At 69.0% G+C, this 15,120-nt stretch carries 6 protein-coding genes; 4 read left to right on the top strand and 2 right to left on the bottom strand.

All coding sequences use genetic code 11. The features are described 5' to 3' along the window. Window positions 1-98: 98 nt before the first annotated feature. The gene (locus LSF15_RS13420) at window positions 99-935 is read right to left on the bottom strand and encodes a shikimate 5-dehydrogenase (RefSeq protein ID WP_232499045.1); all 837 of its coding nucleotides are present in this window, start codon (window positions 933-935) and stop codon (window positions 99-101) included. A 187-nt stretch (window positions 936-1,122) separates the two neighbouring features. Between LSF15_RS13420 and LSF15_RS13415 the strand changes: the two genes are divergently transcribed. The 3 genes from LSF15_RS13415 to LSF15_RS13405 all read left to right on the top strand — a co-directional run bounded on the left by LSF15_RS13415 (window position 1,123) and on the right by LSF15_RS13405 (window position 13,534). After that, window positions 1,123-10,353, top strand: a complete 9,231-nt coding sequence (locus LSF15_RS13415; RefSeq protein ID WP_232499044.1) for a toxin TcdB middle/N-terminal domain-containing protein — start codon at window positions 1,123-1,125, stop codon at window positions 10,351-10,353. A 168-nt stretch (window positions 10,354-10,521) separates the two neighbouring features. Then, a complete protein-coding gene (locus LSF15_RS13410; RefSeq protein WP_232499043.1) occupies window positions 10,522-12,186 on the top strand; it encodes an AAA family ATPase in 1,665 nt (554 codons plus the stop codon). Between the two features lie 127 nt (window positions 12,187-12,313). Then, entirely contained in the window at window positions 12,314-13,534 is a 1,221-nt protein-coding gene (locus LSF15_RS13405) for an MFS transporter (protein WP_232499042.1), read from the top strand. 163 nt (window positions 13,535-13,697) lie between these two features. On the opposite strand, the gene LSF15_RS13400 is transcribed toward LSF15_RS13405, so the two are convergent. Continuing rightward, the gene (locus LSF15_RS13400) at window positions 13,698-14,183 is read right to left on the bottom strand and encodes a DUF3817 domain-containing protein (protein WP_232499041.1); all 486 of its coding nucleotides are present in this window, start codon (window positions 14,181-14,183) and stop codon (window positions 13,698-13,700) included. Between the two features lie 112 nt (window positions 14,184-14,295). On the opposite strand from LSF15_RS13400, the gene LSF15_RS13395 reads away from it, so the two are divergent. Then, window positions 14,296-15,015: a flavodoxin family protein gene (locus LSF15_RS13395; RefSeq protein WP_232499040.1), complete on the top strand. Its 720-nt coding sequence runs from the start codon at window positions 14,296-14,298 to the stop codon at window positions 15,013-15,015. Window positions 15,016-15,120: the final 105 nt, after the last annotated feature.

Raw genomic sequence — 15,120 nt, 5'->3', positions numbered from 1 at the left:
GCGCTCCCCGCAGATCCACGATGTACCAGACCCCTGACATTCGAAGGGCCGAGGTCTGGAACGCCGGCGCACGCTCGCAGCCCGGCCGGGCGCCCGCGTCATTCCGCCCGCGAGAACGCCGACGCCCGCGCCACCTGTTCTCGCGTCAGCGCCACCCCGGTGTACCGCTCGAACTGCCGCGCCGCCTGCAGCGCGATCACCTCGGCGCCCGAGATCACCCGCTTGCCGGCGGCGCGGCCGGCGACGACGAGCGGGGTCTCCGCGGGGAATGCGACGACGTCGAACACCACCGAGGCCCGCTCCACTGACGACGGCGAGAACGAGAGCACCTCGGCGTCGGTCCCGTTCATGCCGAGTGGGGTGACGTTCACGATGATGTCGAATCCGAGGGCCGGGTCATCCGTTGCTGCGGCGCCCTCGGCCGCCACCCACGCGTACCCGTACTTCGCCGCGAGCGCCGGCCCGGCGACCGCATTGCGGGCGAGCACCGTGAGGTCGTCGAATCCCGCTCCGCGGAACGCGGCGACGACGGCCTTCGCCATGCCGCCCGATCCGCGCACCAGCACCCGCGACGCCGGGTCGAGCGAATGCTCGGCGATGAGCTGCGCGATCGCTTCGTAGTCGGTGTTCGACGCCGTGAGCACGCCGTCGTCGTTGACGATCGTGTTCACCGACTCGATCGCCGCTGCCGACTCCTCCATCACGTCGACGAGCGGGATCACCGCCTCCTTGAACGGCATCGAGACGGAGCATCCGCGGATTCCGAGCGCACGGATGCCCCGCACCGCGCCCTCGACGTCGTCGGTCGTGAACGCCTTGTAGATGAAGTTCAGGCCGAGCTCGTCGTAGAGGAAGTTGTGGAAGCGCGTGCCGAGGTTCGACGGACGGCCGGCGAGCGAGATGCAGACCGACATGTCCTTGTTGAGGATGGGCATGGGTCCATGGTGCCGGATGCCGCAGGAAGGGCGGTCCGCGACGCGGTGGGTGCGACGTCTCGGCGGATTGAAGCATCTCGGCGGATTGAAGAATTCTGTAAGGACTTCGGTTCGGTCGCCCCGATATCGTCGGCGACATCGGTGTTCGCGGGCGCCCGTGACCGCCGACCGATGGGAGCGTGCGGTCATGGCTGAGCAGCGTTCGACGCGGATCATGAAGGGCGTGGCGATCGCCTCGGCCCTCGCCCTGGTGGTGGGCGCTGGAGCAGTCGCCGCCCAGCTGGCGACACCGGCGGTCGATCCCGGCGAGCCGCTCGCGCGCGAGTCGCTGCTGACTCCCGACGACCTCGGCGACGGCGGCTTCGACGGGCTCCAGTACGCCGATCCGACCGAGGGCCTCGCGCTCATCGACGCGCCCGAGGCATCCAGCGACGGCAGCGCCCAGCTGTCGTACCCGCTCATCGTGCCGCAGGGGCGGGGGATGACGCCCGAGCTGTCGCTCGACTACGTGTCGGCCACCGAGTCGAGCTGGACGGGTCTCGGCTGGGATCTCGGCGTCGGCGCCGTCGAGGTCGACACGAGCTACGGCGTGCCCTACTTCGACACCGCCAAGGAGTCGGAGTCGTACTCGCTCGACGGCGCCATGCTCGTGCCGAACGCGCTCGGCGACACGTGGGAGGACCGCATCGCCGACCGGCAGGACTTCACCCGGCAGGTCGAGACCGAGTACGAGCAGATCATCCGCCACGGTGACAGCCCGAAGAACTACTGGTGGGAGGTGCGCGACAAGATGGGCGGCATCCGCTGGTATGGCGCCGTGCCCGACGCGGGCGGCCCGATGGGCGGGCCGCAGGGTGCCGCGGAGCCAGGCCCGAACGTCGGTGCGCTCGACCCCGAGTCGATCGTGAAGGACGACGACGGCAACATCGTGAAGTGGCTGCTCTCGGCGCAGCGCGACGTGGGCGTCAACATGTTCCGGTACGACTACGACACCCTGCGATACCGATACGACGCCTCGGTCGACGGCGGGTGGGTCGCGGATGCCTCGTGCGAGGACGACGGCGACACGCTGTGCGCCCGCCACACCTACCTGCGGAGCATCTTCTACACCGAGGCCGCCGAAGTCTCCGATGAGAACCACCCCGACGACGATGCGTACCACGAGCAGCCGCCGTACGAGATCCGCTTCATTCGGCAGGCCGAGCGCACCGACCCCTCGACGGGCGTGCTGTACCGGCTGCGTTCGGACTCGACGCTCGACGGCACCGGCCGCTATCTCGACCTGCTCGCCGAGCGGCTCGCAAGTGTCGAGGTCTGGTTCGGCGAACTCCAGGCCGACGGCGGTCGCGACTACGACCAGCTCGCCACGCGCTACGACCTCGGCTACGCGATCGGGCCGTTCGGCAAGACGCTGCTGTCGACCGTGACGCAGGGCGCAGGCACGCCCGCCGCCGTCACCCACACGTTCGAGTACTTCAACGACGTCGGGTACTCGCAGGCCGGCTACACCGGGTTCGCGACCGACCCGACGTGGAGCACGGGCGAGACCGGTGCGAACGACGACCTCGGCGACCGCGCCTTCCTCGACGAGAACGTCACGGCGGGCGCCCTCGGCGGCTCCGAGTCGAACTCCGGCGAGGGCCACGTCTACATCGGCTTCAACCCGGCGATCCCGCAGAAGGTCGGCTCCTTCGGGGCGTCGATCCAGGTCGGCGGCGGCCAGACCGACGGCATCGAGGAGTTCATCGATCTCAACGGCGACGGGCTGCCCGACAAGGTGTTCAAGTCTGCTGTCAAGAAGGATGAGAACGGCGACACGCACGAGGTCTGGTACCGGTTGAATCTGGGAGGGCCCGACGGCGCGCCGGACTTCAGTGATCCGGTGCCGCTCACGACCCTCACCGACAAGGGACTCTCGCGAGACCACGAGTTCCAGCTCCAGGTTGCGGTCGAGGCGCACATCGTGGTGACGGCCTCGTTCGGGGTCGGCGGTGCGGTCGCATGGGGCGACGTGTACTTCACCGATGTCAACGCCGACGGACTGCCCGACCTCGTGCACGAGGGGTCGGTCTACTTCAACCGGCTGTCGAACGGGGTGCCGAGCTTCGAGGCCGGCAGCACGGGCACACCCGTGCCGCTGGCGACCGGCGGCCAGACGCCGCAGGTGGACAGCACCGAGCTCGATGCGCTGCAGCAGCGGCTGCAGGCGGCCTCGCCGCCCGTCGACACGGTCAGGCGCTGGATCGCGCCGTTCGACGGCACCGTCTCGATCGAGGGCGCGGCCGAGCTCGACTCCCCCGAAGCGGCGGCGAGCGACGACGGCGTACGCGTGGCGATCCAGCTCAACGAGACGACCGAGGTCCCCGACACCCTCGTCGCCGACGATCCGGCCACGCCTGACGATGAGTCGGTCGCGTTCGGCACGCCGACCGAGCTCGAGGTGCTCGCAGGCGACCGCGTGTACTTCCGCGTCGGATCGATCGACGATGGCGCGCACGACGAGGTCGCATGGGCGCCGACCGTCACGTACACCGCGATCGGGGGCGACGCCGTCGTCGACGAGGGCTCGGTCGACCCGGTGCCCGACGACACCACCGAGGTGCCGCTCGACGTCAACGGCCTCTCGCAGACGATCTACTCGATCGCCGACGACTTCACGCTCGCCGGCCGCCCGAACACGCGCGTCGTGATGCCCTACGACGGCACCGTGCGCTTCACCGCGACCGTCGTGAAGTCGAAGGCGACGAGCGACGACCTGCGGCTCGTGGTCGATCGCACCGACGCCGACCCCGAGAACGTGCTGTCCGTGGCGATCCCCGACGCGATCGGTACTCCCGACGACGGCTCGGCCGACGTCACGATCAGCGACGGCGTGATCCCCGCCGATTTCGTCGGCACCATCGCGTTCGCCGCAGAGACCGCGGTGTCTGGCCCGGTCGCGGCCGACCCTGACGTCGCCGACGACCAGCCAGAGACCGACACGCTGCACGCGCACCTCGCCGTCGACTCGTCGATCGACCTCACCGCGGTCTCGTGGAACCCGGCGATCCACTACACCGCGGCGACCGACGAGAACGGCGACCCGATCGAGGTGCAGCAGGAGATCGACGGCGTTCTCACCGACACCAAGCGCGTCGACCTCGCACCCGAGATCGAGCAGTACCCGAACCGCTCGACTGCCGAGGTGCTCGCGCCGTGGACGGCCGACGAGACGAAGGACTACGGCGCGCTGAGGATCGAGCACGCTCTGCTCTCGCCGATCGCCGACGAGTTGCCGAACCGCGACGTCGTGCTCAGCATCAAGAGCCGCGACGGCCTCGTCTGGAAGCGGCAGGTGACGCTCCTGGCCTCGGCCGACCAGACCACGGTCGATCTCATCGACCCGTTCGCGACCCCACCCGACGATTCGTTCGGCCTCGTCGACGGCGAGGAGTACTGGTTCGAGCTCAGCGTGCGCGAGCCGGCGCTCGCCGACGCCCTCTCGGCCGACGGCTTCTCGGTGACCCTCCGCACCGACGAGACCGTGCCCGAGGAGGTGACTCCCCCAGTCGTGCGCACGTGGACGGGCCGGCAGGGCATCTTCCCGCTCGCGTACCGCGGCTGGGGCGTCGCCGGCTACACGGCGAGCGGCGACACGGCGACCGCGCCCATCGACGAGGACGCGTTCGTGATCGACGAGGCGGCCGCGCAGGCCGCCGAACCTGCAGACGGCTTCGATGACTTGTGCACCGGCCCGGTCACCGAATGCGAGGCCGAGCCCGACATCGATCCGGCGTACGCGTATCTGCCGCTGCTCGACCCCGACGCGCTGGGCGCCGAGGCGAACCCGATCGACGCCCCGCAATGGCGCGGCACGCGCGACAACCTCGCCGCGTCGGCCGAGCGGATGCGCTCGTCGCGCCTGTCGAGCGACACGGTGTCGCTCGGTGTCGACGACGGCGCCGCGAAGAGCGGCGTGACCCGCATCTCGGTCACCGGCCCCAGCCTCTCCCTCGCGTTCGGCTTCGGCCCGCTCGGTGGCTCGGTCGGCGTCGGCCCGAGCTGGAGCCTCGTCGACTACGAGGACCTCAACGGCGACGGCTATCCCGACGTCATCACCCCAGGCAACGTGCAGTACACGAGCCAGCGTGGCATCTTCCACAAGACCGTCGAGGATGCGGAGCCGAGGAAGGGGCTGGTCAACCAGGACTTCACGGTGAGCGCATCGGGCGGCCTCGACGCCGGTCTCGTCGACATCGCGGCGAACAACAAGGGTAAGACGAACACGACGCAGGGCAACGCGGCCTCGAAAGGCAGCAAGGCCTCCGACAGCGACCCGGGCCTCGGCGCGGGCTTCGGCGTGAGCGTCGGCGGCGGGTTCGACGTGTCGTTCACGAACCCGAACGAGTCCGGTCCCTCCGGAGGCCCGCTCTCGGCCGACTACGGCCCGCCCGACGATCTCTCCGAGATCCCGACGAGCGGCGGCGACACGGCGCAGATGTCGCAGGAGCTCGCCGACGTCAACGGCGACGGCCTGCCCGACGTCGTGTACACGAACCCGAGCGGCGTCTTCGTGCGCTACAATCTCGGCTATTCGTTCGCCGACGCGGTGCTGCCGCTCGCGACCGGCGGCTTCAACGCGCAGGAGTCGATCGGCGCCCACGCGTCGGCCGGTTTCGCCACCCCGTGGGGCGAGTTCTCAGGCGGCCTCTCGTTCAACTGGAACTACGACATGGCCAGGTTCGCATGGGTCGACGTGAACGGCGACGGCATCCCCGACCGCCTGCACAAGCCGTCGGCCGGCGAGCAGCCCACCGTCGAATTCGGCACCGGTTCGGGCCTCGCGCCCGCCGTCGACTTCGGCGACTTCGCCCGTGCCGCCGGCGTCGGCGTCGCCGACCTCGGCGCCGCGCCGCAGGTCTCGTACGACCGGTCGCAGGGCATGGGCGGCGGCGTCGACTTCACCGTGTACGCCGGCCCGCTGTGCCTCGTCGCGTGCTATCTCGTCATCAACCCGGGCGCCTCCTACCAGAACTCGGTGAGCTTCTCCGAGGTCACGCTCGAGGACATCGACGGTGACGGCTTCGTCGACTCGCTCGCCTCGACCGACGACCACGAGGTGCGGGTGCAGCGCAACACGACGGGGCGCACCAACCTGCTCGCTTCGGTCGAGAACCCGCTCGGCGGCACCGTGAGCCTCGACTACGAGCGGTATGGCAACACGGTCGCGCATCCCGGCTCGACGTGGGCCCTCAGCCACGTCGCCGTCGACGACGGCCGACCGGGCGACGGTGCGGATGTCTCGACCTCGACGTTCTCGTACGACGACCTGCGGTTCGACCGGTTGTTCCGCCAGTCATTGGGATTCGGCAAGGTCACCGAGCAGGAGCTCGACGAGCAGGGCATCGCGAAGCGCACGACCGAGGCCGAGTACCTCAACGACGACGTGTTCGTCGCCGGACTGCAGACCTCGATGGTCGTGAGCGATGCGCTGACCGGCAAGAAGCTGCGGGCGGCGACGCTCGACTGGGGCATCCGCGACGTGCAGGGAGTGGCCGACGGCTTCGACCCGCTCGCCGAGGCCGACCTCGTCGACGTCGACACGGCGATCCCCGCCTTGACCGGCACCGAGTCGCTCACTTGGTCGTACGCGCCGCTCGTCGTCGACAGCGAGGAGCGCTACTTCGCGGCCGACGGCACGACGGTCGGCAACGAGACGAGCGTGAGTTTCACCTACGACGGCCTCGGCAACGTGCTCGAGCAGCTCGATGGGGGCGAGCTCGAGACTGCGGCCGACGACGTGCTCACGGTCACCGACTACTCCGACTGCCGTATCTCGGCGTCGGAGGTCGAGCTTGACGGCAACGGCGACTACGACACCGGTGTGGGGTGCTTCGGCGACACCCCGTACTACCCGATGCCGACCGACGAGCAGGCCTCGCCGATCTTCTCGCCGGAGGTCTGCCCGACGTGGGTGAGCGTGCCGGCCGTCATCACCGTGTACGACGCCGACGGCGATGTGCTGCGGCACCGCGACGGCCGCGATGCGGTCTGCGACAACCAGTCGGTGACCCACCTCGAAGAACGCATCAGCGATGCCGAGGTCGCCGTGACCGAGTTGCAGTACGACGCGTGGGGCAGCTACAACCGCATCGTGTACCCCGAGGGCGAGGGCGGCGTGCGTTACGCGGTCGAGTACGTCTACGACCTGGACGTCGGCCACGCGAACATCGCGAAGGTGACGGAGTACGACTTCGACAGCCAGGACGAGGTCGACGTCTTCCTCGACTACGAGGCCGACACCGACCCGGTGCCGCTGCGCACCGGCCTGACCTCGACGGCGACGTTCGACTGGGCCTCTGGCGAGGTCGCGAGCCGCACCGATGCGAACGACAACACGACGTCGTACACCTACGACGACCTCGGAAGGCTCGCGTCGATCAACAACCCGTTGCAGGCCGATGCCGTGACGTTCGAGTACCACCCGAGCGACCCGGCGTACGGCTACGCGATCGCCCGGCACGCCGACCGCTTCAACGCCGACCCGATCGAGACGGTGCAGTTCGCCGACGGCATCGCGCGCGTAACCCAGCAGAAGCGCGACGCGCGGGTCGTGAACGCCGAGGGCGTGCCGGCCGACGGCCGGGTGGTCAGCGGCGCGGTGGTCTACGACGTGTTCGGCCATGAGATCGAGACCTACCGGCCGACGTTCGACACGGTCGCGCAGACCGCCTACGAGACCGCGACCTCGGATGCCTCGACGAAGACGGTCCGCGAGTACACCCTGCTCGACCAGGAGACCCGACAGACCGAACCCGGCGCGCGCACCACGACGACCACGTACGGGTTCGGCGCGGCCGAGGTCGCCGGCCACGCGGCATCCGTCATGAAAGCCGTCAGCACCGACCCGCGTGGGCGCGTGACGACGACGTTCACCGACATCCGCGGCAACGAGGTGCGGATGGACGACCAGCCGCTGAACCCGGCGACGCCCGACCCCGCCGACCTCCTCGCCGCCAAGACGGCGGTGTACCGGTACGACCCGCTCGGCCAGCTGCTGCGGGTCGTCGACGTCGCCGGCAACGAGACCACCCACACGTACGACGGGGTCGGCAACAAGTTGAGCACCGACACCCCCGACGGCGGCCTCGTCGAGACGTGGTACGACGCCGAGGGCAAGGTGATCAGGGAGGTCTCGGGCACGCTGCGCGAGGAGGGCGTCGAGACCACCTACCACTACGAGCTGCAGAATCTCGTGAAGATCGTCTACCCCGAGGACACCCCCGACGTGACCTACACGTACGGCTCCGCGGGCGCGCCTGACAACGGCGCCGGCCGCATCGTGCAGATCGACGACGCTGCGCGCGTGGTCACGCTGGGGTACGACGCGCTCGGCAACACGACGAGCCAGCTCAGCGAGATCAAGCTGCACAACTGGAAGCCGGGCGACCCGAGGTTCCAGTGGACCACCGAGTGGATCTACGACGGGCTCAGCCGGGTCGAGACCATGACCTATCCCGACGGCGAGGTGCTCACCTACGACTACGACGCGGGCGGCCTCACGAAGTCGGTGGTGGGCGACGAGGCAGGGCTCGTGAAAGTGCCGGTGCTCGATGCCGACGGCAACCCCGTGCTCGATGCCGACGGCAACCCGACCTTCACCGACGAGCCGACGACCTGGCACTACGACTACGTGAACGATCGCCGCTACGACGAGTTCCTCGTGCCCGCGGCGATCGACTACGGCAACGGCGCGACGACGACCTGGAGTTACGACGAGCTCACCCGGTGGATGGAGAACGTGCGAACCGTCTCGGCGAACCGAGCGCTCAAGGGCAACCCGGCCCAATACGGCGAGGTGCAGGACCAGGCGTACACCTACGACAAGGTCGGCAACCCGAAGACGTACTCGAACAACGTGCCGTCGACCGTGCCGAACCTGTTCGGCAGCCCCGTCTCGATGACCTACGACTACGACCCCTACGACCGGCTCGCGCACGCCGCCGGCACGGCGCAGGTCTGGAAGGACACCCGCACCTTCGCATTCGACCTCGGCTTCGACGACGCCGGGAACGTCGCGAGCAAGGCGCAGGTCGACAAGCTCGGCAAGAAGGTGCAGTCCGCCACCTCGTACTCGTTCGACCGCACGTACCAGGCCGACGGCCCGCACCAGGTGAGCACCCAGGGGCAGGACACGTTCCACTACGACGCCGACGGCGAGCTGACGCAGATCGTCAGCGGCACCGGCAAGAAGGCGAAGATCGCGCGCGAGATCACCTGGGACTGGGCGGGTCACATGGTGCTCGTCGACGAGTACGGCGAGACGACCGAGTACGCCTACGACGACGAGGGCCGCAGGGTCATCGAACGTGGCCCGAACGGCGAGACGGCGTTCATCAACCCGTGGGTCACGGTGCGCAACGGCAACGAACTCACGAAGCAGATCTGGGTCGACGACGAGCTGATCGCCCAGCAGCGCGATCCGGGCGACGACCCCTACACTGCGGAAGGGCAGCGGTACTTCCTGCACAAGGACCTGCAGGGCAGCACCAACGTGGTCACCGACGCGACGGGCCAGACGTTCCAACACCAGGAGTACTTCCCGACCGGGGAGGTGTGGATCGACGAGCACTCGACGGTGTACCGCACGGCGTACCAGTACGCCGGTGCCTACACCGACGAGCGGCGCAGTCTGATGGACTTCGGCGAGCGCTGGTACGACGCGCGGCGCGAGCTGTTCCTGACCGTCGATCCGGCGCTGAGCGATCCGTTCAGCCTTCTCGGATCGCCCGAGTTGCAGGCTTCGTACGCCTACGCCGGATCGAACGCGATCAGGTACACCGACCCGAGCGGCGCTCTGTTCACGATCGCGAAGGCGAACGACATCGTGCGCGCGGCCTGGGACAGGAGCGACGCGGCGAAGCAGATGTCGGGCTTCGCGGCGCTCGGGGCGATGGGGCAGGCGATGGATGCAGGCAAGGCCAACCACCTGCCGCGGGCGTTCGTGAAACTCGGCGTGGGCATGGACCGGGCTGCCGCGAAGAAGTGGCAGGACACCGCCGAGATGTTCGATCCCAACCCCCTCATCGACATCGACTTGGGTGAGGGCACCGTGAAGCTCGGTGCGCCGTACGGCAAACGCGCCAAGTTCGGCGGCACAACAGCGGCGAGCACGCAGACCGGCACCGGCACCGGCACCGGCGCCGGCACCGGCAACGCGACGTCGGGCGGAACGCCGGCGGTGAACAGCAGTCAGAGTTCGAGCGCGGCAAGCAGCTCAGGCGGTGTCGGAGGAACCGCGCAGTCGTCGACCTCGCCCAAGCCGCTGCCGCCGACGCCGACCAAGGCGCAGTCGAGCGGCCAGGCCAAGAAGCCTCTGCCGACGCCCCCGTCGAAGAACGGCACCCAGTCGGCGGGAACGAATACGACCGGAAGCTGAGCCGCGGCGACCGCAAGCATCGCACCCACCACACGACGAACATTCGAGGCGAGCCGACCCCACAACTGGTGTCGTGTCTCGACGATGTCTTTCAACTAGCCTTCGAACGGACGACCTCGCGGATGCGTGGCTTTGCGAGGCTGACGCAAGCCGGCGAACGGATGGCGCATGGTCGGGCACTCGATCGAGGTCGCGCCATTCATGGCGTCGCCGGCGTACTCGTTCGGCGAGTTCCGATTCGAGCCGGCGAGTGGGGCGCTGATCCGCGACGGCGTCGAGGTGCACCTTCGGCCGAAGACCGCGGGCGTGCTCGCAGTGCTGGTCGCGCACGCCGGCGAGGTCGTGGCGAAGACCGACCTCCTCGACCGGGTATGGGGTGGGATGGCGGGCGATGAGTCCCTCACGGTGTGCGTCGCGGAACTGCGTCGGGCGCTGCACGAGCAGCCGAAGATCGCGCACTTCATCGCAACGGTGTACCGCCGCGGCTACCGCTTCATCGCGCCGGTGGCGACGATGCGCGAGTCCGCGCCCGGCGATGCACGGTCGCCGGTCGTACGACAGTCCGAGTTGGCGGAGCTCGATGGGTGGTGGCATTCGGCGAGTTCGGGCGTCCGCACGGTCGGGTTCATCGCGGGTGAGGTCGGAGCGGGCAAGACGACGCTCGTGCAGGCCTTCCTGGCACGATTCCGCGGCACCGGACTCGCCGTGCTCGGCGAAGCGCGTTGCGTCGACCTCCACAGCACGGAGCCGTACCTGCCGCTCCTCGATGCGATGGGTGCTCTGTGCCGAGGACCGAACGGAGCACGGTTCCGCGGGATCCTGTCGGAGGTCGCGCCCGATTGGCTGGCGCAGCTGCCCGGAGTCGTCGACCCGGCAGCCGTCGATCGGGTGCGTCGCCAGGCGATCGGCCGATCGGCCGGACGTCTGCAGCGTGAGGCCGCCGACGCCCTCGACGCGATGTCGGCCGTTGCTCCCGTGGTGCTGGTGCTCGAAGACCTCGATGCCGGTGATCGTTCGACCATCGAGATGATCTCCTACCTCGCCCAACGATCGACCTCAGCACGCGTGCTGGTGCTCGCAACGTACCGGCCCGATGCCGCCGGGCGCCGCCGGCATCCGCTCGGCGAGGTCCTCAGGAGTGTGTTGGCGCGGCGCGCCTGCCGACATCTCGAACTGGCGCCCCTCGGCGAGACCGGAGTCGCCGCGGTGCTGGCATCCCGCCTCGCACCGGCGGTCGCATCAGCCGGACTCGCGGCGCAGGTGTTCACGAGAACCGAGGGCAACCCGTTGTTCGCGACGACGCTCATCGAATGGCTCATCGCCGAAGATGCGTTGTACGACGACGGCGGCGGCGGCGGGCTTCGCGCTCGCGGCCCGATTGCGCGACTCGGCATACCGCCAGGTGTGCGCCGCGTGGTCTCGTACAGCATCGACCGGTTCGCCCCTGAGGACCGCGAGCTCTTGCGGGTCGCCGCGGTGGCGGGCCTCGAGTTCACAGTGACGGAGGTGCACGCAGGACTCTCGGCATCCGTGTCGGGTGAAGCGAGATGGTCCTCAGACCGGCTCGAGCGCCGCCTCCTGCGCATCGCACGGCACTCCGGCGTCATCCTCGAAGTCGAGCCGGTATGGGCCGATGGCACCATCAACGGGTGCTTCCGGTTTGCGCACTCGCTCGTGCGCGACGTACTCTCCGAACAGCTCGGCGGCGCACGTCGCGCTCGCGCAGCGAGCGACATACGGCAGGCGATCGATCAGCATATCGACGCAGCGACGCGCGTCGGACGGTCGTACCTCTTGGCCGCCCCCGGGCGCGAAGCAGGGGTCGCCCGGTAGACTTGCCCGTGGTCGCCGGTTCGCGGTGACCCTGGGCGCGCACATCGGCGCGCAGTCGACCCGCCGTCGTGCGCCACGCGAAGCCCGCGCCGCGCCCGCGGGAGACGCCTTTCCGCTCAGGTATCGCATGACGTCGTCAACTCCCGTCACCCCCATTCCCCCGCAGGGCACCACCCAGGCTCCGCCGTTCCCCTGGCTCGGCCTGGTCGTGCTCGCCGCGGCCGTGTTCCTCTCGGTCACGATCGAGATGATCCCCACCGGCCTGCTGCCCGACATGAGCCGCGAGCTCGGCGTCGGCGAGCCGCTCATCGGCCTGCTCGTGACTGTGTTCGCGGCCACGGTCGTCGTGGTGACCGTGCCCTTGTCGGCACTCACGAAGCGCGTGCCGCGCCGCACCCTCATCGTGATCACCCTGGCGGTGCTCGCCGTCAGCTGCGTGCTCACCGCGATCGCACCGAACTACCCCACGGTGGTCGCGACCCGCATCCTGGGCGGTGCCGCGCACGGGCTCTTCTGGTCGGTCGTCGGCGCCTACGCGGGCCACCTCGTGCCCAAAGAGCAGCTCGCCCGGGCCGTCTCGATCAGCGTCGCGGGAGGCTCGCTCGCGTTCGTGCTCGGCGTGCCGCTCGGCACCGCACTCGGCCAGGCCTTCGGCTGGCGCCTCGCCTTCGTCGGCATCGGCGTGCTCACGCTGCTGGGTGCGGTGCTGGTGCAGCGGTTCCTGCCGCCGGTGCGGCATCACGCCGGTGAAGCGGATGCCCCGCCGCTGCGCCTGCGCTCCGACCCGACCTTCGTCTCGGTCATCGTCGTGTGCCTCATCACGTCGGTCACGATGGTGGGCGCGTACACCTTCTACACGTACGTGGCCCCGTTCATCACCGATGTCATGGCGATGCCGGCGAGCGCGATCAGCCCCATGCTGCTGGCCTACGGCATCGCGGGCGCCCTCGGCCTCGTGCTCGCCGGCACCGTACTCGGACGCCGCCCGACGATCGGCCTGGCGGTCGCACTCGTCTCGACGGGGCTCGGCGTCGCGCTGCTCGCGCTGTTCCCGCAGGTGCCGCTCGTCGGGGTCGCGGCCTTCCTGCTCTGGGGCACCGCGTTCGGCGCGTTGCCGCCGCTGCTCAACACCCGGCTGCTGCACTCGGCGTCGGCGCGCATCCGCGATGCCGCGGCGTCGTTCTACACGACGGCGTTCAACGTCGGCATCGGCGGCGGGGCGCTGCTCGGCGCCGTGCTCTACGGCGTCATCGGACTCGGCGGGCTGCCGTGGGTGTTCGTTTCACTGCTCGCGTGCTCGACGATCGCGCTGGTATGGACGGCGCTCGTCAACCGCGTGCACCGTTGAAGCCTCGTGGGTTGAGGAGGGAGCGAAGCGACCGTCTCGAAACCCGGTGCGAGGTTTCGAGACGCTTCGCTCCTCAACCCACCTCGGGGAGACGCTTCGCTCCTCAACCCACCTCGGGGAGACGCTTCGCTCCTCAACCCACCTCGGGGAGACGCTTCGCTCGTCAACCCACCTTGGGCGGTCCGATGACGAGCAGCGCCGAGAACACGGTGGCGATGCCGACGACCGCGACCACGGTCAACAGGATCGGACGAGCGAGGAACCAACGGAGCATCCGATTCACCCAGCTGTCGTCGTCGGGGTGATCGCCGGACTCGAGGCGCCACTCGCCGTCGAGGTGCCCCTGCTTCACGAGCCACGCCTCGAACGGCACGGTCGCGTAGGGCACGATCGCCGTGAGCACCGCGAACGCGATGCGGCCGAGGTTCCAGCGCTGGTTGACGCCCACGAGTACCGCCGAGAACCCGTAGGCGAGGAACACGAACCCGTGGATCGAACCACCCACGAGCACCGCCCACTCGACGCCCGCGGCGTACTTCAGGATCATCGCGGTGATGAGGATGGTCCACGTCACGGCCTCGGCGAAGGCGAGGCCGCGATAGAGGCGCTTGGGGGTCACGGGGGTGGCGACAGGGGTCACGACGGTCACGGGTGCTCCAGAGTTCGGGATGCTTCCATGCTCTCAGGCCGCGCTGGGCGCCGGCATCGAACGAACGATGGATCGCTCGATGTCGAGGAACGTCACGAGTAGCATCGGCGTCATGGCAACGACGCCGGAGTTCGACGACCTGAGTGCCCTGTTCATCAACTGCACGCTCAAGCGAAGTCCCGAGCCCAGCAACACCCAGGGCCTCATGGACGCGAGCATCGCCCTCATGCGGGCCAACGGGGTGAGCGTCGACTCGATCAGATTCGTCGACCACGATGTCGCCACCGGGGTCTATCCCGACATGCGAGCGCACGGATGGCCCGCCGACGCGTGGCCCGATGAGATCTGGCCGCTCGTCGAGGCAGCCGACATCCTCGTCATCGGCGGGCCGATCTGGCTGGGCGACAACGGCTCGATCACCCGAAAGCTCATCGAACGGTTGTATGCCATGAGCGGCATGCTCAACGAGCAGGGCCAGTACGTGTACTACGGAAAGACCGGCGGCGCGCTCATCACCGGAAACGAAGACGGCGTGAAGCACTGCGCGATGTCGATCCTCTACAGCCTGCAGCACATCGGGTACACGATCCCGCCTGGCGCCGACGCCGGATGGATCGGCGAGGTCGGGCCGGGGCCGAGCTACCTCGACCCCGGATCGGGCGGACCCGAGAACGAGTTCACCAACCGCAACACGACGTTCATGACCTACAACCTGCTGAACGTCGCACGGCTGCTGAAGGACGCCGGCGGGTTCCCTGCGATCGGCAACTCGCGGGCCGCGTGGAACGACGGCGAGCGCTACGGGTTCGTGTCGAACCCCGAGCACCGCTGAGTACGAGCCGACGCGCTCCAGCGCCTCATCCGACAGTGGATCGCGCTCCGCGACGGAACGGATCGACCGTGCCCGAGGCATCCTCGGTGTTTTGATTTATTCAAA

Origin of the sequence: Agromyces humatus (genome assembly GCF_021228295.1) — a bacterium.
Taxonomy (GTDB): Bacteria; Actinomycetota; Actinomycetes; order Actinomycetales; family Microbacteriaceae; genus Agromyces; species Agromyces humatus.
The sequence above is the reverse complement of the archived record's forward strand: the minus strand, read 5'-3'. Positions and strand labels throughout refer to the sequence as shown.